24 protein-coding genes are annotated in these 19532 nt (G+C 64.7%); 14 read left to right on the top strand and 10 right to left on the bottom strand.

Annotation, left to right across the window (positions count from 1 at the left end; all coding sequences use genetic code 11):
- Window positions 1–231 precede the first annotated feature (231 nt).
- From dnaK to dnaJ, 4 genes are all read left to right on the top strand, one after another.
- Window positions 232–2145 (top strand): molecular chaperone DnaK, encoded by a 1914-nt coding sequence (dnaK, locus tag AC4NN3_RS10805; protein WP_491927103.1) that lies wholly within the window; start codon window positions 232–234, stop codon window positions 2143–2145.
- Between the two features lie 81 nt (window positions 2146–2226).
- A complete protein-coding gene (locus AC4NN3_RS10800) occupies window positions 2227–2688 on the top strand; it encodes a hypothetical protein (RefSeq protein ID WP_491927102.1) in 462 nt (153 codons plus the stop codon).
- 329 nt (window positions 2689–3017) lie between these two features.
- Window positions 3018–4067 carry an alpha/beta hydrolase gene (locus tag AC4NN3_RS10795; RefSeq protein WP_491927101.1) on the top strand — a complete coding sequence of 350 codons (1050 nt, stop codon included), beginning with the start codon at window positions 3018–3020 and terminating at the stop codon, window positions 4065–4067.
- A gap of 232 nt (window positions 4068–4299) precedes the next feature.
- Entirely contained in the window at window positions 4300–5436 is a 1137-nt protein-coding gene (gene dnaJ / locus AC4NN3_RS10790) for a molecular chaperone DnaJ (protein ID WP_491927100.1), read from the top strand.
- Between the two features lie 113 nt (window positions 5437–5549).
- Here dnaJ and AC4NN3_RS10785 read toward each other — a convergent pair whose 3' ends face one another.
- A complete protein-coding gene (locus tag AC4NN3_RS10785) occupies window positions 5550–5957 on the bottom strand; it encodes a VOC family protein (RefSeq protein ID WP_491927099.1) in 408 nt (135 codons plus the stop codon).
- A 110-nt stretch (window positions 5958–6067) separates the two neighbouring features.
- Between AC4NN3_RS10785 and AC4NN3_RS10780 the strand changes: the two genes are divergently transcribed.
- Both AC4NN3_RS10780 and AC4NN3_RS10775 read left to right on the top strand, forming a co-directional pair.
- On the top strand, window positions 6068–6613 hold the full coding sequence (locus tag AC4NN3_RS10780) for an NADPH-dependent FMN reductase (protein ID WP_491927098.1): 546 nt from the start codon (window positions 6068–6070) through the stop codon (window positions 6611–6613).
- Between the two features lies 1 nt (window position 6614).
- On the top strand, window positions 6615–7220 hold the full coding sequence (locus tag AC4NN3_RS10775; protein WP_491927097.1) for a histidine phosphatase family protein: 606 nt from the start codon (window positions 6615–6617) through the stop codon (window positions 7218–7220).
- Here the strand turns inward: AC4NN3_RS10775 and AC4NN3_RS10770 are convergent.
- Window positions 7217–7435 (bottom strand): hypothetical protein, encoded by a 219-nt coding sequence (locus AC4NN3_RS10770; RefSeq protein WP_491927096.1) that lies wholly within the window; start codon window positions 7433–7435, stop codon window positions 7217–7219. The two genes, AC4NN3_RS10775 and AC4NN3_RS10770, sit on opposite strands and share 4 nt — an antisense overlap.
- Before the next feature lie 140 nt (window positions 7436–7575).
- On the opposite strand from AC4NN3_RS10770, the gene pyrF reads away from it, so the two are divergent.
- Entirely contained in the window at window positions 7576–8274 is a 699-nt protein-coding gene (gene pyrF / locus AC4NN3_RS10765) for an orotidine-5'-phosphate decarboxylase (RefSeq protein ID WP_491927095.1), read from the top strand.
- On the top strand, window positions 8271–9038 hold the full coding sequence (locus tag AC4NN3_RS10760; protein ID WP_491927094.1) for a TIM barrel protein: 768 nt from the start codon (window positions 8271–8273) through the stop codon (window positions 9036–9038). The genes pyrF and AC4NN3_RS10760 overlap by 4 nt, the downstream gene beginning before the upstream one ends.
- Window positions 9039–9047: 9 nt before the next feature.
- Here the strand turns inward: AC4NN3_RS10760 and AC4NN3_RS10755 are convergent, their stop codons facing one another.
- On the bottom strand, window positions 9048–9797 hold the full coding sequence (locus tag AC4NN3_RS10755; protein ID WP_491927093.1) for a hypothetical protein: 750 nt from the start codon (window positions 9795–9797) through the stop codon (window positions 9048–9050).
- Between the two features lie 136 nt (window positions 9798–9933).
- On the opposite strand from AC4NN3_RS10755, the gene AC4NN3_RS10750 reads away from it, so the two are divergent.
- On the top strand, window positions 9934–10158 hold the full coding sequence (locus AC4NN3_RS10750; protein ID WP_491927092.1) for a hypothetical protein: 225 nt from the start codon (window positions 9934–9936) through the stop codon (window positions 10156–10158).
- 442 nt (window positions 10159–10600) lie between these two features.
- Here the strand turns inward: AC4NN3_RS10750 and AC4NN3_RS10745 are convergent, their stop codons facing one another.
- Both AC4NN3_RS10745 and AC4NN3_RS10740 read right to left on the bottom strand, forming a co-directional pair.
- The gene (locus AC4NN3_RS10745) at window positions 10601–11605 is read right to left on the bottom strand and encodes an adenosine kinase (RefSeq protein WP_491927091.1); all 1005 of its coding nucleotides are present in this window, start codon (window positions 11603–11605) and stop codon (window positions 10601–10603) included.
- Window positions 11606–11675: 70 nt separating this feature from the next.
- The gene (locus tag AC4NN3_RS10740; RefSeq protein WP_491927090.1) at window positions 11676–12239 is read right to left on the bottom strand and encodes a TetR/AcrR family transcriptional regulator; all 564 of its coding nucleotides are present in this window, start codon (window positions 12237–12239) and stop codon (window positions 11676–11678) included.
- Between the two features lie 58 nt (window positions 12240–12297).
- On the opposite strand from AC4NN3_RS10740, the gene AC4NN3_RS10735 reads away from it, so the two are divergent.
- The gene (locus AC4NN3_RS10735; protein WP_491927089.1) at window positions 12298–12741 is read left to right on the top strand and encodes a DUF2214 family protein; all 444 of its coding nucleotides are present in this window, start codon (window positions 12298–12300) and stop codon (window positions 12739–12741) included.
- A 3-nt stretch (window positions 12742–12744) separates the two neighbouring features.
- Here the strand turns inward: AC4NN3_RS10735 and nth are convergent, their stop codons facing one another.
- Complete coding sequence (gene nth, locus AC4NN3_RS10730; protein WP_491927088.1) at window positions 12745–13437, bottom strand: endonuclease III; 693 nt, start codon at window positions 13435–13437, stop codon at window positions 12745–12747.
- Between the two features lie 48 nt (window positions 13438–13485).
- Here nth and AC4NN3_RS10725 point away from each other — a divergent pair, with 48 nt between their 5' ends.
- The 3 genes from AC4NN3_RS10725 to AC4NN3_RS10715 all read left to right on the top strand — a co-directional run bounded on the left by AC4NN3_RS10725 (window position 13486) and on the right by AC4NN3_RS10715 (window position 16176).
- Window positions 13486–13968 (top strand): DUF2244 domain-containing protein, encoded by a 483-nt coding sequence (locus tag AC4NN3_RS10725; RefSeq protein WP_491927087.1) that lies wholly within the window; start codon window positions 13486–13488, stop codon window positions 13966–13968.
- Between the two features lie 82 nt (window positions 13969–14050).
- Window positions 14051–14920, top strand: coding sequence for a methylated-DNA--[protein]-cysteine S-methyltransferase (locus AC4NN3_RS10720; RefSeq protein WP_491927086.1), 870 nt, complete (start codon window positions 14051–14053; stop codon window positions 14918–14920).
- A 173-nt stretch (window positions 14921–15093) separates the two neighbouring features.
- Window positions 15094–16176, top strand: coding sequence for an AI-2E family transporter (locus AC4NN3_RS10715; RefSeq protein ID WP_491927085.1), 1083 nt, complete (start codon window positions 15094–15096; stop codon window positions 16174–16176).
- Here the strand turns inward: AC4NN3_RS10715 and AC4NN3_RS10710 are convergent.
- Both AC4NN3_RS10710 and dapB read right to left on the bottom strand, forming a co-directional pair.
- Window positions 16128–16742, bottom strand: a complete 615-nt coding sequence (locus tag AC4NN3_RS10710; protein WP_491927084.1) for a 2,3-bisphosphoglycerate-dependent phosphoglycerate mutase — start codon at window positions 16740–16742, stop codon at window positions 16128–16130. The genes AC4NN3_RS10715 and AC4NN3_RS10710 overlap by 49 nt on opposite strands.
- A 15-nt stretch (window positions 16743–16757) precedes the next feature.
- Window positions 16758–17597 carry a 4-hydroxy-tetrahydrodipicolinate reductase gene (gene dapB, locus AC4NN3_RS10705; protein WP_491927083.1) on the bottom strand — a complete coding sequence of 280 codons (840 nt, stop codon included), beginning with the start codon at window positions 17595–17597 and terminating at the stop codon, window positions 16758–16760.
- Window positions 17598–17712: 115 nt separating this feature from the next.
- Between dapB and AC4NN3_RS10700 the strand changes: the two genes are divergently transcribed.
- Window positions 17713–18063, top strand: a complete 351-nt coding sequence (locus AC4NN3_RS10700; protein WP_491927082.1) for a VOC family protein — start codon at window positions 17713–17715, stop codon at window positions 18061–18063.
- Window positions 18064–18162: 99 nt separating this feature from the next.
- On the opposite strand, the gene coaA is transcribed toward AC4NN3_RS10700, so the two are convergent.
- Together coaA and AC4NN3_RS10690 are read right to left on the bottom strand one after the other, a co-directional pair.
- On the bottom strand, window positions 18163–19113 hold the full coding sequence (gene coaA, locus AC4NN3_RS10695; protein ID WP_491927081.1) for a type I pantothenate kinase: 951 nt from the start codon (window positions 19111–19113) through the stop codon (window positions 18163–18165).
- Window positions 19113–19439, bottom strand: a complete 327-nt coding sequence (locus tag AC4NN3_RS10690; RefSeq protein WP_491927080.1) for a phosphoribosyl-ATP diphosphatase — start codon at window positions 19437–19439, stop codon at window positions 19113–19115. Before AC4NN3_RS10690 ends, coaA begins: the two co-directional genes overlap by 1 nt.
- Between the last annotated feature and the right edge of the window lie 93 nt (window positions 19440–19532).

Here is a 19532-nt window from a genome sequence, read left to right as displayed (position 1 = left end):
GCCGGGCCGGTCCCCCAGCGCCTCTGACCGCGCCCAGAGCCGCCGCAATGCGGCGCCAGCCGGCAAATGTACCCTATGAGCGCTTGAAGCCGTACGGGGACCCCCCTATATACCCGACAGGCCCGGCAATGGGCGCAATTTCAATTGCAAGGAACCCGGTCCTTCGGGGCCACGGAACTGCCTCGCGAGAGGGGCTCCAGCATGGGTTTGCTGAATAGAGAGGCTAGAGTAATGGCTAAAGTCATCGGTATCGATCTGGGCACCACCAATAGCTGCGTCGCAGTGATGGACGGCGCCAATCCCAAGGTTATCGAAAACGCTGAGGGTGCGCGCACCACCCCCTCCATGGTCGCCTTCTCCAAGGACGGCGAGCGTCTGGTCGGCCAGCCGGCCAAGCGCCAGGCCGTGACCAATCCCGAGGGCACGCTGTTTGCCGTCAAGCGCCTGATCGGTCGTCGCTATGACGACAAGGTCGTGGGCAAGGACAAGAATCTGGTGCCGTTCAAGATCGTGGCCGCCGACAATGGCGATGCCTGGGTCGAGGCATCCGGCGAGAAGTACTCGCCGAGCCAGGTCTCGGCCATGATCCTGCAGAAGATGAAGGAAACCGCCGAAAGCTATCTCGGCGAGTCCGTCACGCAGGCCGTCATCACCGTGCCCGCCTATTTCAACGACAGCCAGCGTCAGGCCACCAAGGACGCCGGCAAGATTGCTGGCCTCGAAGTGCTGCGCATCATCAACGAGCCGACGGCGGCCGCTCTGGCCTACGGCCTGGACAAGCGCAATACCGGCACGATCGCGGTCTATGACCTTGGCGGCGGCACGTTCGACGTGTCGATCCTTGAGATCGGCGACGGCGTCTTCGAGGTGAAGTCGACCAATGGCGATACCTTCCTGGGCGGCGAGGATTTCGATCACCGCCTGGTCGACTATCTGGCCGACGAGTTCAAGAAAGAACAGGGCATCGACCTGCGCACCGACAAGCTGGCGCTGCAGCGTCTGAAGGAAGCGGCTGAAAAGGCCAAGATCGAGCTGTCCAGCTCGACCCAGACCGAAATCAACCTGCCCTTCATCACCGCCGACGCGTCGGGCCCCAAGCATCTGACGCTCAAGCTGAGCCGGTCGAAGCTGGAAAGCCTGGTCGATGACCTGATCCAGAAGACCATCGAGCCGTGCAAGATGGCCATGAAGGATGCCGGCGTCACCGCGGCCCAGATCGACGAAGTCGTGCTGGTCGGCGGCATGAGCCGCATGCCCAAGGTGCAGGAAATCGTCAAGCAACTGTTCGGCAAGGAGCCCCACAAGGGCGTCAATCCGGACGAAGTCGTGGCGCTGGGCGCGGCCATCCAGGCCGGCGTGCTGCAGGGCGACGTCAAGGACGTGCTGCTGCTCGACGTGACCCCGCTGTCGCTGGGCATCGAGACCCTGGGTGGCGTGTTCACCCGGCTGATCGATCGCAATACGACCATTCCGACCAAGAAGAGCCAGACCTTCTCGACCGCCGAGGACAACCAGAGCGCCGTGACGATCCGGGTGTTCCAGGGCGAGCGCGAAATGGCCGCCAACAACAAGCTGCTGGGCAATTTCGATCTGGCCGGCATCCCGCCCGCTCCACGCGGCGTGCCGCAGGTGGAAGTGACCTTCGACATCGATGCCAACGGCATCGTGCAGGTTTCGGCCAAGGACAAGGGCACCGGCAAGGAGCAGCAGATCCGCATCCAGGCCTCGGGTGGCCTGAGCGACGCCGATATCGAAGCCATGGTCAAGGAAGCCGAGCTCAATGCCGATGCCGACAAGCGCAAGCGCGAAGCGGTGGAAGCCAAGAACCAGGGCGAGAGCCTGATTCATTCGACCGAGAAGTCGCTCAGTGAATATGCCGACAAGGTGTCGGCCGAGGACAAGGCCGCCATCGAGACCGCCATTGGCGAACTCAAGGCCGTGCTCGACGGCGACGATGCCGAAGTGATCAAGGCAAAGACCGACGCGCTCGGCCAGGCCGCGATGAAGCTGGGCGAAGCCATGTACAAGGCCAGCCAGGCGGAAGCCGAGGCCAAGGCCAATGGTTCGGACGATGACGGCGATGACGACGTGGTCGATGCCGATTTCGAAGAAGTCAGCGACGACGACGACAAGAAGTCCGCCTAAGCGGCGTCAATCCACCAGATAAAGGGGTCCGGCAGCAGCCGGGCCCCTTTTTGTTTGAAATAGAAGTGGGTATGGTGATCCATGAACATTCCAGACCCCCAAACCTTCACCGACCCCGACAAGTTGCGCAAGCTGATGGCCAATGCCGTCCGCCTTGGTTATGACGACTTGGCGTTTCAATGCAAAATGCGTATCGCCGAGCTGGTGGGCGCCGCCCACAATGAGAGCCCGGTCGAACGCGAGTTCTGGACCGGCCTGGCCGCGGCCGAAGAGCTGCGCACCGCCGACAATGGCCGGGTAACGCGCCTGGTCAAGGTGCGCGCCAAGCACAAGCGCGTCGGCGCCGAAAAGGTGCTGAGCGACCAGATGATGGAAGACGCGCTCAGCGACGGCTTTGACAAGCTGGTCGAGCACGGCCGGGGCGACCTGACCGGCGAAGCCATTGTGATGCGCCACGAAGACACCTTCAGCGTCGACGTGGTCAATGCGGCGCGCAAGAAGCTGATGGACAAGGGCGTCGCCGTCGCCGACGTCGCCGGCTAAGTCCATTTCGAGGTGGCCGCTGCCGTACGGGCAGGGCCACGATGGTCCCAACGGGCTGCCAATGGATCCTGGTCTGGCGGCCTGTTCATCCCCCGCGCCTCCGCTCATGGCGCCGCGCGCCGGACGCTGCCCGTCAATCCCCTGCATCCTGCCGGCGCGCCCTGTTGAGCGCCACAGCGCATTTACCAAGGCCTGCCCGGCGTTTCACGTGAATCAGGCCGACCAGCTCGCCGAGCCGGGTCCCATTGCCGCAAATTCTTCATGATTGAGCCCAATTGCGGGCCGGTTCCCCCTGTCCAAAGGGGGACCGCAACCCACAAGGCGTCGCCATGACCGACAGCACTTCTCCCGGCGATCCGCAGGACTCGATCGGGCGCCTCGCCGAACTGATCGGCGGCGATCCGACGGCCGCCCTGGATGCCGACATGAAGGCGGTGCTGGACATGCTGACGCAGCTGGGCGCGCAGCGGCTGGACCAATTGACCCCATCGGCCGCCCGAGCGCAGCCGGGGCTGCCCGATGCCGTGGCGGCGCTGATGGCCGTGGCGGGGACCGTTGCCGACGACGACGGTGTGGTCAGCGAGGACGTGACGATCGGCGGCGCGGCGGGCGACCTGCCGGGGCGGCTCTATCGGCCGGCCGGCCTGCTGCCGCGACTCAATCCGATGGTGCTCTATTTCCATGGTGGCGGTTTTGTCACCGGCGATCTGGACAGCCATGACGGCTCGGCCCGCGGCCTGGCGCGGCGCAGCGGCGCCATCGTGCTCGCGGTGGACTATCGCCTGGCGCCCGAACACGCCTGGCCAAGCGCCCATGAGGATGCCTGGGCGGCCTGGACCTGGCTGGGCGATCAGGCCCACCGCCTGGGCGGGGATCCGCGCCGGGTGGCTGTAGCGGGCGAAGATGCCGGCGCCAATCTGGCGGTGCATGTGGCGCTGCGGGCGCGCGATGGCCGGGGACACCGGCCCATCCATCAGGCCCTGATCCACCCCATGGCCGGAACCGATTTCAGCACACCCGCCTATGGCGAGACCTTGCGGGCCCTGCCGATTGACATGCCAGCCATGCGCTGGCGGCTGCGGCAGCTCTTTGCCGATGGCCTGCCCGAAGACGAGCCGCTGCTCAATCTGGCGACGCGTCACGACCTGGCCGGCCTGCCGCCGGCGAGCATCATCCTGGCGCAGGTCGATCCGCTGCGCTCGGAGGGCGAACTGCTGACGGCGGCGCTGCAACAGGCCGGTGTGCCGGTCAGCTGCACGGTCTATGCCGGTGTGACGCAGGGATTTTTCGGGCTGGGCCAGATCGTCACCAAGGCACTGTTTGCCCAGGCCGAACTGGCCGACGCCCTGGCGCGGGCCTTTGCACCGCCGGCGCGTTAGCCAAAGCCTGCTCAGCCATGTTGAAGAGGGCGCGCGCTCTTGCTACAGAGCGGGGAATTGGTTGACCCTCTGGCGCCGACACGGCTCTTGCCGCCCCAAAAATGCATCCGGGGCGATGAAAGCAGTGTTGCGACGCCGAGCCCCTTGCGGGCTGCGGGGGCGATGGCCATCTAGGGGCTAGGTTTGGTCGGGCGCGCCTGTCGCGACCGGCAATGCATTGGAGACGTGCTTCTTGTCCAAACGCGATTTCTACGAGGTGCTCGGCGTCGACAAGGGCGCCGATGACGCTGCGCTCAAGAGCGCCTATCGCAAGCTTGCCATGGCGCATCACCCGGACCGCAATCCGGGCAATGACGCAGCCGAGGCCAAGTTCAAGGAAATCAGCGAGGCCTATGACACGCTCAAGGACGGCCAGAAGCGGGCCGCCTATGACCGGTTCGGCCATGCCGCCTTCGAAAATGGCGGTGGCCGCGGCCCGGCCGGTTTCGGCCCGGAATTCACCTCCTCGATGTCCGATATCTTCGACGATATCTTCGGCGACTTCATGGGTGGTGGGGGCGGCCGGCGCGGTGGCGGCGGCGCGGCCAAGCTGCGCGGCAGCGACCTGCGCTATAATCTGGAAATCAGTCTCGAAGAGAGCTTTGAGGGCCGCACGGTCGAGATCGACGTGCCGACCCTGGTGGGCTGCACCACCTGCGAGGGCTCGGGCGCCAAGCCGGGCACCGGCACCCATACCTGCCGGCAGTGCAATGGCCATGGCAAGGTGCGCGCCGCCCAGGGCTTTTTCACCATCGAGCGGACCTGCCCGGTTTGCCAGGGCCGCGGCCAGATGATGGACCAGCCCTGCACCGATTGCGGTGGCCAGGGCCGGCGCCAGGAAAACCGCACGCTGAGCGTCGACATTCCCCAGGGCATCGAGGACGGCACCCGTATCCGGCTGGCCAATGAGGGCGAGGCGGGGCTGCGCGGCGGCCCACCGGGCGATCTTTACATCTTCATTTCGCTGCGGCCGCATGACCTGTTCCAGCGCGACGGCGCCGATCTCTTCGCCCGCGTGCCCATCGCCATGACCACTGCGGCGCTTGGTGGCGAGTTCGAGGTGCCGACGCTTGATGGCGCCCGCGCCAAGGTCAAGGTGGCCGCCGGCACCCAGCCGGGGCAAAGGGTGCGGCTCAAGGGCAAGGGCATGCCGGTGCTGCGCAGCAAGGATGTCGGTGACATGTATGTGCAGCTCGATATCGAGACGCCGCAGGCACTCAGCCGCAGGCAGCGCGAGCTGCTGGAGGAATTTGCCAAGCTCGAAACGCAGGAAACCAACCCGACCTCGGGCGGCTTCTTCGACAAGCTCAAGAAGATGTTTGAGGCTTGAGGCGGAAGAGAAATCGCTCCGGTGGAGCGATTTCCCGCCTCAAGGCCATGAGAGCCAGGCTCGAATGGCACGACGCTGTCGCCCTTTCCGGCCCCTTGCTTCTCTTTAGCGTTTCACGCCCCCTGCTGCGGGCTGAACTCCATCCAGAAATATTCCCAGACATGGCCGTCCAGATCGGCGATGGAGCGGCCATACATGAAGCCATGGTCCTGCGCCTCGCGCACTTCGGTGCCGCCCGCCGTGAGCGCCGCCGCGGCGATGGCGTCCACCGCTTCCCGGCTGTCGCGCGACAAGGCATAAAGTGCCTGGGTGTGCGTCTTGGGATCAGGGATGGGCGCGGGCGAAAAGCTCAGAAATTTCTCATGCGTCAGCAGCATGAAGTAGATGGCCTCGCTGAACACGATACAGGCGCCGGTCTCGTTGCTGAATTGGGCATTGTGGTCAAAACCGAGGGCCTTGTAATAGGCCATTGATGCGGGCAGGTCGCGCACCGGAATATTGACGAAGATCGAAGCGGCCATTGCTGGTCTCCCTGTGGTGGCAAGCTGCCGAATGAGCGCGGGCCTGCCAATTGTCTTGCAGCGACGCGCCAGAGCGGTCAATTTCGACATCTGCGCAACAGGAATGCAAGATGAAGACCGCACTGACGCTTTCGGGCTCCATCCGCAGGGGCTCGCAGAACCGCAAATTGCAGGCCCATATGGGCCGCCAGCTCGACGCCGCCGGGGTCGCCGTCACCGCGCTCGACCTGGGCGATTTCGACCTGCCCATCTTCAACGAGGATCTCGAGGCCGACCAGGTGCCGGCGGCGGCGGTGCGGCTGGCGGCGCTGTGGCGCAGCCACGACATCGTCTTCATCGCCACGCCCGAATATAATGGCGGGGTGCCGCCGCTGCTGGTCAATGCCATTACCTGGATCAGCCGGCAGAAGCCGAGCCCGTTCCGCCACGCCATTTTCGGCATTGGCGGGGTCAGCTCGGGCAAATATGGCACCATCTGGTCGCTGAGCCACCTGCGCGAATCGCTGACCAAGGTGGGAGCGCTGGTGGTGCCGACGCTGCTGGGCATCGGCCCGGCCGAGGACGCCTTTGACGTCAATGGCGATTTTCTTGAGCCCGCCATCATCCGCAAGGTCGAGCAGATGGTGCATGAACTGACCCATTTCAGCCGAGGCTAGGATGCGCGCGCTCTATGTCACCCATCCGCAGGTAGAGATGGACGCGCAGATTCCGGTGCCGCTGTGGCGCCTGTCCGAACTGGGCCGGCAGCGGGCGCAGGCCTTTGCCGCGCGCGGCGTGGTGCCGGCGGGAGCGATGATCTTTTCCAGCCGGGAAACCAAGGCCATGGAGCTGGCCGATATCCTGGCCGCCGCGGCCGGCACGCTGGTGCTGAGCGACCACCTGATGGGCGAGAACGACCGCAGCGCCACCGGCTTTCTGCCGCCAAGCCTGTTCGAGGCCATGGCGGACCGCTTCTTTGCCGAACCCAAGGTCAGTGCTGAGGGCTGGGAGCGGGCGGTGGACGCGCAACGGCGCATTGTCGACACGGTCACCACCGTCCTGGCCAGCGTCCCGGCTGACACGCCCGCGGTATTCTGCGGCCATGGCGCGGTGGGCACGCTGCTCAAATGCCATCTGGCGGGAAGGCCGATTGCCCGGGTCGAAGACCAGAGCCGGCACGGCAACACAGGCGGCGGCAACTGCTTTGCCTTTGACCTCGACCCGCCGCGGCTGGGCGGCGAATGGGTGGCCATGGAAGACTTTGCGCCCGGCTGGTTCGGCTAGGTTTTTGACGAGGGCGCCTCGATCTCGGCCCCGGCCAGTTCAGCCGACAGAGCCCGCACGGCGGCAATCGCCTCGCGCTCGGCATCGGCCAGCGTGGTGCCGAACGGCACAACCATGCCCAGCCGCCGGTTCGGATCGTCGGACCAGACGACATGCACATAGGACGTGTTGTTAGTCAGGTCGTGGTTGAGATGGGTGAGCAACAGCTTGGACATCAGCAATATCCTGTGGTGGCAATGGGCAGAGGATAGTCCCGCCAACGGCCGACAAGTTCCAGGCTGCCTGAGACCTCATGGCTTGCCGACTGTGGTCTTTTGCTCTAGTCCGGGCCCATCAAACACATCGGAGGAAGACCATGGCTGGCCAGTTGATCGTGGGTCTGGACGTTTCGTCACGCGCGCGCGCCGAGGAGATCGTGGCGCTGCTGGGCGATGATGTCGACTTCTACAAGATCGGCTATCAGTGCTTTTACGGCGCTGACGGCTTTGCCCTGGGCAAGGCGCTGCTCGCCGCCGGCAAGAAGGTGTTCTTCGACCTCAAGCTGCTCGACATCGATAATACGGTTGAACAGGGTGTCGCCGCCATCGCCGAGACCGGCGCCACCATGCTGACCGTGCACGCCTATCCGCAATGCATGCGCGCCGCGGTCAAGGGCGCCGCCGGCTCGGATCTGACCATCCTGGGCGTCTCGGTGCTGACCTCGATGGATGATGCCGACCTCAAGGAAGCCGGCTTTGCCCGCGACACCGCCGGCCTTGTAGCGCTGCGGGCGCAGCAGGCGCGCGATGCCGGGATTGGCGGGCTGGTCGCCTCGGCGCATGAGGCACAGATGGTGCGGACCATTGTCGGGCCCAAAATGGCCGTGGTGACCCCCGGTATCCGCCCGGCGGGCAGCGCCCTGGGCGATCAGAAGCGGGTGATGAGCCCGGGTGAAGCGCTCAGCGCCGGCGCCAGCCATCTGGTGGTGGCGCGGCCGATCATCGAGGCGGCCGATCCGGCCGCAGCAGCAAGAGCGATCCTGGCTGAAATGGCCGGCGGGACCCGCCTGGCATGACCCAATATTCCGCCTGCATCGAGATGCTGTTCGTCCCCGAGACGGATGATATCCCGCGCCGCATCGCGCTGGCCAAGGCAGCGAGCTTCGACCTGGCCGAATTCTGGCTCTGGTCCAACAAGGATCTCGACGCTGTCGAGCGGGCGCTGGCAGAGACCGGCGTCAAACTGGCCGGCATTGTCGCCGAGCCGTTTGCCGAGCTGACGCGAGAGAGCGATCATGACCGGTTCCTCGCCGGCCTCGAACAAAGCCGCGACGTTGCCCTGCGCCTGGGCGCGCCGATACTGATCTGCCAGTCGGGGCCGCTGCTGGCGGGCATTGATCGGGCGCGTCAGCATGACGCCCTGGTCACCGCCATGGCCCGCTCGGCCGAGGTGCTGGCCGGTTCGGGCGTCAGACTGGCACTGGAGCCGCTCAATGACCGCGTCGACCATCCCGGCTATTACCTCACCAGCACCGCCGAGGCTCTCGACATTGTCGACGCCGTCGACCGGCCCGAGATCGGCCTCACCTATGACCTCTATCATTCCATGGTGATGGGTGAGGACCCCGAGACGGTCCTCTCGGGCCGGCTGAACCGGGTGTTCCACGTGCATATCGCCGACCATCCCGGCCGCAACCAGCCCGGCAGCGGGGAGCTGCCCATCAGGCAGAAACTGGCCTGGCTCGAGGCGCAGGGTTATGCCCGCGCGGTGGGCCTGGAATTCCGGCCGACGGGGACGACTGCGGATGCACTGGCGATGATGCGGGGGACGCTCGGCTAGGCCCCGCGCCTAAAGATCTTGTTCAAGCGGGAAGGGCGTCGGCTCCCAAACGTCTTCGATGTCGCATCGCTTGGCATTCTGCTTTTCCCAATCACGCAGAAGGCCCGCGACGGCAGGACGATCATTGGCACTGGCCAGTGCGATAAGCTGCCGCATGTGGTCCATCGGCTTCAGAAAATTGTTCGCCAGCCGGATATCCATTTCCCCCTCCCATCGCTTTCGGGGCTTTTCAAGGAGGGCTTCGCCCCTCGCCTTTATCGCGAGCCATTGGCCTTCGTCTTTGTCGATATAGGCCTGTGCCACCGCGCTGGCCTCCGATAATCGCCCCAGGGCGGCGAGCACAGAGGCGTAGAGGAAAGCGTCGTGCTCCAATAGCAATTCATTCTGGTGCTGCCAGTGCAGGCGGTCCTCCTGCATCAGGCGGTACAAGTCCTCGATCGAGGCCAGCGGCCGAAACGGGTGGTCCAATGTCTGCCGGATGGCTGCGGCCAGCGTGTCCTGAAAACCGGCGTCGGTGGACCAGCCGACAATCAATTCCCGCCACCAGTTATTGTCGAGGCGCCCCGTGGGCGGAGCGAACAGGATGCTGAAATGAGCCGTTGGCTTGGAAAAGGTCCGGTCAGAAGAGCCAAGGAAATGGATGTACCGATAAATGTGATGAACAGGACGCAGATAGAGCTTGCGCGGCTTCAAAGCCAGATCGGCATGTTCGGCAAGAATTGGCCGCGTCCAGCGCTTCACCTCTGCAACCGTCGTCATGGCCTGGGTCGGACCTCGATGATGAATATGATCATTCTAGGATAATTATCAGCGAGGCGCTTCGCAATGTCCTTGGGTATTTTGGTCAGTAAGCGCTAAAACTGATCAGCTGCCCAATGCCGGCAAGGGACGTAGAATGACCACTGCCTACTGGAACTACTTCATCTCGCTTGAGCGCGACTTCATAAGAACAATAGATTTTGTGGCCTTGGAGCCTGCAAACCAGCCCACTTATAGCGACAATTTTGCAAAGCTCATCCTCGCCGTAGGTAGCGAAGTGGATGTTCTTGCCAAGGCGCTATGTAAAGTGTCTCGCCGCAATCGCCCGCCGAAAACATCTTGCATTATCAGGGTGTTTTGACCGGCGCCTATCCCGGATTGCATACCGTTGAAATAGCCGTCGTTCGTAACGGCGACCGCGTGCTGCCGTGGACCAGTTGGGACCCTAACGGGGCCAATCAGTCTCCAGCTTGGTGGCGAGCCTACAATTCCATAAAGCACGATCGTGTGGTGAACTTTCCAAAAGCAAATCAACGAAACGCGCTAGAGGCGTTGTCAGGCCTATTGGTGTTAAATCTATACTACTACAAGGGAACGCCAGAGCCATACCCCCAGCTGTTAGACGGCGGCACACCTCAAAATCTCATAGTGAGCAGCAGTGCAAAACTTCCCGGACTTTGAAGCGACATATTTGCTGGCGTGAACTTGTCCCATAATGCCCTGCGCGCTGTCCCATGCCTCGCCCCGGATAGGTTCCGGGACAAGAATCTCATGGCTGGGCGGTGCGGGGATAAGCGGGCTGACTAGCCCGCCAGCCCATGCTTCTCCACCAAGCCATCCAGCGCCACCTGGGGCCGCGCGCCGATATGGCTGATGACTTCGTGCGCGGCGAGGCACCCGGTCTTGAGGGCGGATTCCATGGACTGGTTGCGCGCCAGGCCGAGCAGGAAGCCGGAGGCGAAGAGGTCGCCGGCGCCCGTGGCATCGACCACCTTGTCGATGGCAAAGGCGGGGACCGAGGTGATCTCGCCGTTGAACACGGCCATGGCGCCATCGGCGCCCATGGTGATGGCGGCGACTTCGGCATCCTTGGCGATCTGGCGCACGGCCTCGCCCAGGTCATCGGTCTCGTAGAGCGACTTGAGCTCATGCACATTGGCAAAGACATAGTCGATGGTCTTGGAGCGAATCAGATCCAAGAATTCGGCGCGGAAGCGGTCGACGCAGAACGGATCGGACAGGGTCAGCGCGGCGGCGCGCTCATGCTTGTGGGCATAATGGGCGGCCAGCACGAAGGCCTTCTTGGCTTCCACGGGATCCCAGAGAAAGCCTTCCATGAAGGTGATGGCGGCGCCACCGATCTCGTCGGGATGGATATCGGCCTCGGTCAGCTGGTGGCAGGCGCCCAGATAGGTGTTCATGGTGCGCTCGCCATCTTCGCTGAGAAAGATCATCGAGCGGGCGGTCAGCGCGCCGTTCTTGAGGCGGCTGGTATTGTAATGCACGCCGATGGCGTCGAGATCGACCGCAAAGACATCGCCCAGCACGTCATCGGCCACCTTGCCGACAAAGGCGGCGCGGCCGCCCAGAGAGGCGATGCCGGCGGCGGTATTGGCGGCGCTGCCGCCCGAGATCTGCTGCCGGCTGATCGGCATCTTGGCATAGAGGTCCTCGGCCCGATCGGTATCGATCAGGTGCATGATGCCTTCCTGCATGCCCTCCCGCTCGATGAAGCCCGGCTCGACCGGGGCAATGATATCGACGATAGCATTGCCGATGGTGAGGACGTCAAAGCGGGTCTGGGTCATGAACGGATCCGGGGTGAGAAAGCCGGATGCCGGTTTAGAGCAAGGCCGGGCTCGGCGCAACGCCTGCCATTCAGCGCTGCTCGATGATGGCGGTTACCAGGGCCTCGATATCCTCGCCGGCCTCGATGGCGATCTGGCCGTCGAGCAGCAGCACGGCCAGGCCATGCACCCGCGCCCAGGCGGCCAGGGCCACCACCCGGCCGCTGGCCAGATCCTGGCCGGTGACGTGGCGCAGGGTCTGGTAGGCGGCATGCGCGGCCATCTGCAGGCCGGGGCGATTGTCGCGCCGCAGCACCGGCGAGAACATCAGGCGGAAGAGGTTGGGGTTGTCGAGGGCGAACTTGACATAGATGCGCCCCATGGCCGTCATCGGGTCGAGCGTGTCACTGCTGGTCACGGCCTGCATCAGCGCGGTAAAGCGCTGGTAGCCGGTCACCGCCAGGGCTTCGAGCAGGGCGGCCCGGCTGTCGAAATGGCGATAGGGCGCTGCCGGCGACACCCCCACCGCCCGCGCCAGATCGCGCAGGCCCAGGCCAGCCTCCCCCTCCTTCTCCAGAATCACCAGGGCGGCCTGCAACAGGGCTTGGCGCAGGTTGCCGTGGTGATAGGGGGCATTGGCGATGGATGTTGACATTGCTTACTTCTGGCTGGCATGATGTGATCACTGATAACATGACATTGAGGGCCGGCCAATGATGATCGATCTGCTGCTGACCATTGCCCACCATCTGGCGGTCTTTACCCTGGTGGGCATCTTTGCCGCCGAATTCGCGCTGCTGCGGCCGGGCCTCAGCGGAGCGCGCATCGGCCAGCTGGCCAGGCTCGACGCGGCCTATGGCGGCGTGGCCGGGCTGGTTGTCGTGGTCGGCGTCTTGCGGGTGATCTTCGGCGCGGCGGGCTGGGAATATTATGTGTCCAGCCACGCCTTCTGGAGCAAGATGGGCGCTTTCCTCATCATGGGCCTGCTGACCATTCCGCCAACACTGGCGATCCGCAAATGGCAGGCGGCTTTCCAGGCCGATGCCGGCTACAGTCCCCACGCAGCCGCGATCGGCCGCAATCGACGCTTCCTGCATATCCAGGCCGGCTTCCTGCTGCTGATCCCGATCTTTGCCGCCATCATGGCGCGCGGCTAGGCGCTAGCCCTGATGCCGGGTGGCCGGCACGCTGGGCTGGGGCGTCTTGGGGGTGAAGCGGCACCATTGGGCGATCGGGCAGCGCCAGCATTCGGGCTTGCGCGCCTTGCAGATATAGCGGCCGTGCAGGATCAGCCAGTGATGGGCGTGCAGCAGATAGGGCGCGGGGATGACCCGGAGCAGGATCTGTTCGACGGCCAGCGGCGTCTTGGCCGGGGCCAGGCCGGTGCGGTTGCTGACGCGGAACAGATGGGTGTCCACCGCGATGGCCGGCTGCTTGAAGAAGATATTGAGCACCACATTGGCGGTCTTGCGACCGACGCCGGGCAGGGCCTCGAGCGCCGCGCGATCGGCCGGCACCTCGCCATTGTGCCGCTCGAGCAGCAGCTGGCTCAGGGCATAGACGTTCTTGGCCTTGGTGCGGAACAGGCCGATGGTGCGGATCAGCTCCTCGATCCGCTCGGGGCCCAAAGCCACCATGGCGGCTGGTGTCGGGGCCAGCTGAAACAGCATCCTGGTCGCCTTGTTGACCCCCACATCGGTGGCCTGGGCCGACAGCACCACCGCCACCAGCAGGGTAAAGGCGCTGGAAAAATCAAGCTCGCCCTTGGGCTCGGGCTCGATCTGCGCGAAGCGGGCAAAGATAGCCTCGACATCGGCCCTGGGCAGGGTCTTCACTTTTTTGGGTACGGGCATTTTCTCGCCTCTGATTCTGGGCCTATAGTTAGTCTCCAAGAGACCGCCATGCCAATGCAAGCTACGACCACCGCGCCGCTGTTCGTTGCCGAACTGACGCCCCACCGCCAGATGGGCGCGGGCGGCATCTGGCTGCTGGCCGGCCTGGCGGTCCTGCTGTTTGCCGCGCCGGGCCTGCTGCTGCTGGCGCCGGGCACAATTGCGGTCATGATCCTGCTGGCCCTGGCGGCAAGTGGCATCGCCGCCGGGCTTTATCTCGGCCTGCGCCAGGGCAAGCGGCGCGAACGGATCACCGTCTGGGCCGAGCAGATCGAATGGCAGGTGACCGACCGGACCGGCGCCAGGACGCTGCGCCGCTTCGCCCCGGCCACGGCGCGCTTGATGCTGACCCGTGACGCCTATGAAAGAACCATCGCCGTGCAGCTGCGCGATGGGACCGAGGTCTGCGAATTGGGCGCGTTCATGAGCCCGGAAGACAAGTCGAGCTTTGCCAAGGCGCTGGGCACCGCGCTGCGGCGCGCGCGCAGCTAGACGCCGGTAAAAACCGGGTCGCACTGCGCCGCAATCGGTTCTAAACAGACGCCAGGACAACCTGCTGACAATGGGGGTGGCGATGAACCAGATGGCACAGATGACCCTGGATGGCGACTACGACACGATTCGCGCCGCCATTCGCTATCTCAGCGAAAACGGTCCCGATATTGCCGATCTCAACCGCTTTGCCCGGGCGCTGGGCCTGACTGAACGGCAGCTGACCGACCTGTTCCGCCGCTGGTGCGGCCTTTCCCCCAAGAGCTTTGCCCAGGCGGTGGCGCTCGACCATGCCAAGAGCCTGCTACGCGCCAACCAGAGCGTGCTCGATACCACCTATGCGGTGGGGCTGAGTTCGACCTCGCGGCTGCATGATCTGTTTGTGGCCTATGAGGCCATGCCGCCCGGCATTTTCCGCGCCGGCGGGGCGGGGCTCGACATGATCTGGGGCGCCGCGCCCTCGCCCTTTGGCATGGCGGTGGTCACGGCCACCGACTATGGCATGAGCGGGCTGGGCTTTGCCGATGCCGAGACCACGATCGAGCAGGCCTTTGCCGACCTGGCCAATCGCTGGCCGCGGGCGCGCTTCACCCGCGACGATGCGCGAATCGCCCCGCTGGTGGCGCAGGCTTTCGATCCGGGCCGCTGGTCGGCCGAGCAGCCGGTGCGGGTGGTGCTGATCGGCACCGATTTCGAGGTCAAGGTCTGGGAAACGCTGCTGCGGATTCCGGTTGGCCAGGCGACAACCTATTCGGCCGTGGCCAATCATATCGGGCGGCCCACGGCGTCGCGCGCCGTGGGCGCGGCCGTGGGCAAGAACCCGATCAGCTTCGTGGTGCCCTGCCATCGCGTGGTGGGCACGGCAGGGGCGCTGACCGGCTATCACTGGGGCGTGCCGCGCAAGCGGGCGATCCTGGGCTGGGAAGCTGGCGTGATCTCGGCGGCGCATTGAGGCCGAGGGTTCCTGCCATTCGAGCGTAGTTCGCATGGCCTTCGCACCGAATTTCGCTCCACCGGCGCAAAATTGCCTTTGGCACGGCGCGAAGTTTCACGTGAATCGGTAAAGGCCTGGAACAAACGGGGGTCCGGCGGCTTGGTCATACACAACCCAGCCCCGGAGACCCGATGCCCATCAGCGCCCATTCCCTGATCATTGCCGTTTTCGTGGCGGCAGCGCTGATGCTGGCCTGGCATGTGTCGCATTCGCTGCTGGTGATCTTTTCCGGCATCCTGATCGCCACCGTGCTTGACGCTGCGGTGCGAGGGCTGCGCCGCGTGCTTCCCCTGCCCCGCCCAATTCTGCTGACGATCGTGACCATCGTCATTGCTGCCATCCTGGCTCTCACCTTCAGCCTCGGTGGAGTCAGCCTGTGGCGCAGTGTGCTTGATCTGTGGAATCTGCTGAGTACGGAAACGGCCCAGCTCTATGGCCAGCTCAAGGAACAGGGGCTGGTGGGCGGCGTCGACCAGACCGAACTCGAAACCACCATACGCGAGATGCTGCCCGACCCGACAGGCCTGTTCACCCAGGCCAGCTCGCTGTTCGGCAGCACGCTTGGCATTATCGGCGATCTGGTGGTCGTGCTTTTTCTCGGCCTGTTCTTCGCCATCAATCCGGCCGGCTATCGCGACGGGTTTCTGCTGCTGATGCCGCCCCAGCATCGCGCGCGGATCCAGGATGCCCTTAGCGCCACCGGCGAATCGCTGCGCGGCTGGATGGTCACCCAGCTGGCGCTGATGGTGCTGATCGGCACGCTGGTGGGCACCATGCTCTGGGTGCTCAATGTCCCCAATGCGCTGATCCTGGGTATTCTGGCGGGCGCGCTGAACTTCATCCCGTTCCTGGGCCCCATCATCTCCGCCGTGCCGGTGCTGCTGGTGCTGGCGGCCGAGGACGGCAATACCCTGCTGATCGGCGCCATCGGCCTGCTGCTGATCCAGAATCTGGAGGGCTATATACTGACCCCCATGCTGCAGCAGCACATCATCAAGCTGTCGCCCGCCTGGTCACTGAGCGTCATGGCGGTGCTGGGGAGCCTGTTCGGGCTGATGGGCGTCGCCCTGGCGACGCCGATCTTTGCGGTGGTGCGCACATTGGTGCTCAAGCTCTATGTCGAGCCGCGCGAAGAGCATCCGGTCCTGCTGGGAACCGGCAGGCCTCAGAGCGTCACGCGCTCGACCAGCTTGCCGTCCGGGCCGATCTTGTAGACCGTCGGCTCGCCGGTGCCGATTTCGCGGGCCAGGATCTGCTCGGGAGTCAGGCCCTCGATGGCCATGACCAGTGCGCGCAGCGAATTGCCATGCGCGGCGATCAGCACGGTCTTGCCGGCCTCGAGCCGGGGCAGGATCTCGCTCTCGTAATAGGGCAGGGTGCGGGCGGCGGTGTCCTTGAGGCTCTCGCCGCCGGGCGGCGGCACGTCGAAGCTGCGGCGCCAGATATGGACCTGCTCCTCACCCCACTTGGCGCGGGCGTCATCCTTGTTGAGACCGCTGAGGTCGCCATAGTCGCGCTCGTTGAGCGCGGTATTGCGGATGATGGTGACATTGGCGATACCCATTTCCTCGAGCATCAGGTCAAGCGTGTGCTGGGCGCGGCGCAGCGAAGAGGTGTAGTAAAGGTCGGGGACGATGCCCTTGGCCTTGAGCGCCTTGCCAGTGGCCCGGGCCTCTTCGATGCCGAGCTCGGTCAGGTTCGGGTTGCGCCAGCCGGTAAACAGGTTCTTGAGATTCCACTCGCTCTGGCCGTGGCGGACGAGGATCAGGATTCCGGTCATCAATAGGGTCCTTGTTCAGTCGTTGAGGCCGAGCACGTCGACCATGGAATAAAGCCCCGGCGCCTGGCCGGCAGCCCAGATTGCGGCGCGCACGGCGCCATTGGCAAAGATCGAGCGGTCCTCGGCGCGGTGGTTGAGTTCGAGCCGTTCGCCCGGCCCGGCCAGGATTACCGAATGATCGCCCACCACGGTGCCGCCGCGCAGGGTGGCAAAGCCGATGCTGCCGGCTTCACGCGGGCCGGTATGGCCGTCGCGGACACGCACCGAATGGGCCTTGAGGGAAATGTCCCGCCCCTTGGCCGCGGCCTCGCCCAGCAGCAGGGCGCTGCCCGAAGGCGCATCGACCTTGCGGTTGTGATGCATTTCGAGGATTTCGATGTCGTAATCGGCCAGTGCCGCGGCGGCCTTTTCGACCAGATTGGCCAGCACCACCATGCCCATGGAAAAATTGCCGGACTTGACGATGCGGGCGCCCTCACTGGCCGAGCGGGCAATGGCCGCGTCATCGGCTTCCGAGCAGCCGGTGGTGCCGACGATATGGACCAGGCCCAAAGCCGCGGCGCGCGCCGCCAGCGTCAGCGTGGCCTGCGGTGCGGTAAAGTCGATGATGATATCGGCGCCGGACAGCGCGACATCGATATCGTCGGTAATGGTGACGCCGAGCGCGGCAATGCCGGCAAAGAGTCCGGCATCCTGGCCGATGGCGGCGCTGCCGGGACGGTCGACCGCCGCATGCAGGCGCAGACTGGCCAGGGCGCCATGCAGGACCAGGCCCGACTGGGCCGCCACGGCACGGATATTGGCTGCGCCCATGCGCCCACCAGCACCGGCTACCACCACCTTGAGTTCGGCCATTCTGCTCTCCCGCTTTGGTCTGGGCTATAGCAGCGCCGTGACAAAACGCCAACAGCGTGCCCCATTGCCGTCAACATGGTAGGGTTGAGCTGGCACCAGAACCAAGGACGCTGATTTGACCATCACCAACGCGCTGGCCGGTATCGCGGTGGACGACATGACCGAGGCGCTCGACTTCTACGAGCGGCTGTTCGGCCGCACCGCCGATGCGCGGCCGATGAGCGATGTCGCCGAATGGAAACTGCCGGGCGGCGGCTGGGTCCAGGTGGTGACCGACAGCGATCGCGCCGGCGCCGCCGTGCTGACCCTGATCGTGGATGACCTGGCCGAAGAGCTGGGGCGGCTCAGCCTGCACGGGCTGACGCCGGTGGCCAAATCGATGGGCGATTTCTTCAAGACCGCCAAGTTCCGCGACGGCGACGGCAACCAGATCGTGCTCAGCCAGCCCCAGCACGGGACCTATTAGAGGGTTTTCAGCAAAAGTGGCCCCACTTTTGCGGTTCAAAAACGCGACAAATCAAAGACCTAGAGTCATTGAGCCGTTTCGGCGAAACGGCGAAATGCTCTAGACCCGGCGCAGCTGGACCTCCTCGATCAGGTGGCTCTTGCCCTTTTTGAGGATCAGGTCGGCGCGGCCGCGGGTGGGCAGCACATTGTCGAGCAGGTTGGGCAGGTTGATGGTGCGCCAGACCATGCGGCCGAACTCGCCGGCCTCGGCCTCGCTCATTTCGGCAAAGCGGCGGAAGAACGAGCTGGGGTCCTTGAAGGCCGTCTCGCGCAGGCGGAAGAAGCGCTCCATGAACCAGACTTCCAGATCGTCGACATCGGCGTCGATATAGATGGAAAAATCGATGAAGTCGGAGGCGAACAGGATCGGCGCGCCGGTCTTGGGCAGTTCGCCCGGCTGCAGGATATTGAGCCCCTCGACGATCAGGATGTCGGGGCGGTCGATCACCACCTCGCTGCCGGGCACCACGTCATAGACCAGGTGGGAATAGACCGGCACCTTGACGCCGGACTTGCCCGACTTGATGTCGGCAAGGAACTGCACGAAGCGCTGGCGGTCATAGCTTTCGGGAAAGCCCTTGCGGGTCATGATGCCGCGCTTTTCCAGCTCGGCATTGGGATGAAGAAAGCCGTCCGTGGTCACCAGATCGACCTTGGGGCTGGCGGGCCAGCGCTGCAGCAGGGCCTGCAGGATGCGCGCCGTGGTGGATTTGCCCACCGCCACCGAGCCGGCGACGCCGATGATGAAGGGCACCCGCTGGTCGGGCGTTTCAAGAAAGCGCGTCGAGACCGAGTGCAGGTTCTGGATGGCCTCGACATAGAACGAGAGCAGGCGGGTCAGCGGCAGATAGGTCTGTTCGGCCTCTTCGAGCGAAATGGGATCGCTGAGGGTGCGCAGCCGGGCGATGTCCTCGCGCGTCAGCGTCATGGGTTCGTCGGCGCGCAGGGCGCCCCACTGGGCCTTGGTGAAATGGTGATAGGGCGCCAGGACCGGGTTGCGCTTGCTCATCAGGACGGGTCCGAGCGGGTGGCTTTTTCGGCCAGGCCCGACTGGGCGGTGCGGGAATCGAGTTCGGCCATGACGTCGCTCAATGGCACGCCGGACGCGCGCAGCAGCACCAGCAGGTGATAGAGCACATCGGCGCTTTCCTTGACCAGTTCGGGCCGGTTGCCGGTGACCGCGGCGATCACCGCCTCGGTGGCTTCCTCGCCCAGTTTCTGCGCGCATTTTTCCACGCCGCGGCCAATCAGCTTGGCGGTGTAGCTGTCGTCGGGTGACGCGGCGGCGCGCTCGGCAAGGCGCAGGTCGAGGTCGTCCAAGGTCATGGCAGTCACGGCTCCTCATCCACGATGTCATCCCGGCGCAGGCCGGGATCCATCTTGAGATCTCGGGATGGACCCCGGCCTTCGCCGGGGTAACACCTCAGT

The sequence above is a fragment of the Devosia sp. MDV22-iso42 genome, assembly GCF_058629155.1.
This window is presented reverse-complemented; position numbering and strand designations above follow the sequence as displayed.

Bases quoted from the DNA above. Each gene is read 5' to 3' on its own strand.
- AC4NN3_RS10745 (WP_491927091.1), bottom strand. From the start codon at position 11,605: ATGACCCAGACCCGCTTTGACGTCCTCACCATCGGCAATGCTATCGTC.
- dapB (WP_491927083.1), bottom strand. From the start codon at position 17,597: ATGGCCGAACTCAAGGTGGTGGTAGCCGGTGCTGGTGGGCGCATGGGC.
- AC4NN3_RS10795 (WP_491927101.1), top strand. From the start codon at position 3,018: ATGACCGACAGCACTTCTCCCGGCGATCCGCAGGACTCGATCGGGCGC.
- AC4NN3_RS10725 (WP_491927087.1), top strand. From the start codon at position 13,486: ATGCCAATGCAAGCTACGACCACCGCGCCGCTGTTCGTTGCCGAACTG.
- AC4NN3_RS10780 (WP_491927098.1), top strand. From the start codon at position 6,068: ATGAAGACCGCACTGACGCTTTCGGGCTCCATCCGCAGGGGCTCGCAG.
- AC4NN3_RS10715 (WP_491927085.1), top strand. From the start codon at position 15,094: ATGCCCATCAGCGCCCATTCCCTGATCATTGCCGTTTTCGTGGCGGCA.
- AC4NN3_RS10760 (WP_491927094.1), top strand. From the start codon at position 8,271: ATGACCCAATATTCCGCCTGCATCGAGATGCTGTTCGTCCCCGAGACG.
- AC4NN3_RS10770 (WP_491927096.1), bottom strand. From the start codon at position 7,435: ATGTCCAAGCTGTTGCTCACCCATCTCAACCACGACCTGACTAACAAC.
- AC4NN3_RS10710 (WP_491927084.1), bottom strand. From the start codon at position 16,742: ATGACCGGAATCCTGATCCTCGTCCGCCACGGCCAGAGCGAGTGGAAT.
- AC4NN3_RS10740 (WP_491927090.1), bottom strand. From the start codon at position 12,239: ATGTCAACATCCATCGCCAATGCCCCCTATCACCACGGCAACCTGCGC.
- AC4NN3_RS10755 (WP_491927093.1), bottom strand. From the start codon at position 9,797: ATGACGACGGTTGCAGAGGTGAAGCGCTGGACGCGGCCAATTCTTGCC.
- coaA (WP_491927081.1), bottom strand. From the start codon at position 19,113: ATGAGCAAGCGCAACCCGGTCCTGGCGCCCTATCACCATTTCACCAAG.
- AC4NN3_RS10775 (WP_491927097.1), top strand. From the start codon at position 6,615: ATGCGCGCGCTCTATGTCACCCATCCGCAGGTAGAGATGGACGCGCAG.
- nth (WP_491927088.1), bottom strand. From the start codon at position 13,437: ATGCCCGTACCCAAAAAAGTGAAGACCCTGCCCAGGGCCGATGTCGAG.
- AC4NN3_RS10720 (WP_491927086.1), top strand. From the start codon at position 14,051: ATGAACCAGATGGCACAGATGACCCTGGATGGCGACTACGACACGATT.
- AC4NN3_RS10800 (WP_491927102.1), top strand. From the start codon at position 2,227: ATGAACATTCCAGACCCCCAAACCTTCACCGACCCCGACAAGTTGCGC.
- pyrF (WP_491927095.1), top strand. From the start codon at position 7,576: ATGGCTGGCCAGTTGATCGTGGGTCTGGACGTTTCGTCACGCGCGCGC.
- AC4NN3_RS10750 (WP_491927092.1), top strand. From the start codon at position 9,934: ATGACCACTGCCTACTGGAACTACTTCATCTCGCTTGAGCGCGACTTC.
- dnaK (WP_491927103.1), top strand. From the start codon at position 232: ATGGCTAAAGTCATCGGTATCGATCTGGGCACCACCAATAGCTGCGTC.
- AC4NN3_RS10735 (WP_491927089.1), top strand. From the start codon at position 12,298: ATGATGATCGATCTGCTGCTGACCATTGCCCACCATCTGGCGGTCTTT.
- AC4NN3_RS10785 (WP_491927099.1), bottom strand. From the start codon at position 5,957: ATGGCCGCTTCGATCTTCGTCAATATTCCGGTGCGCGACCTGCCCGCA.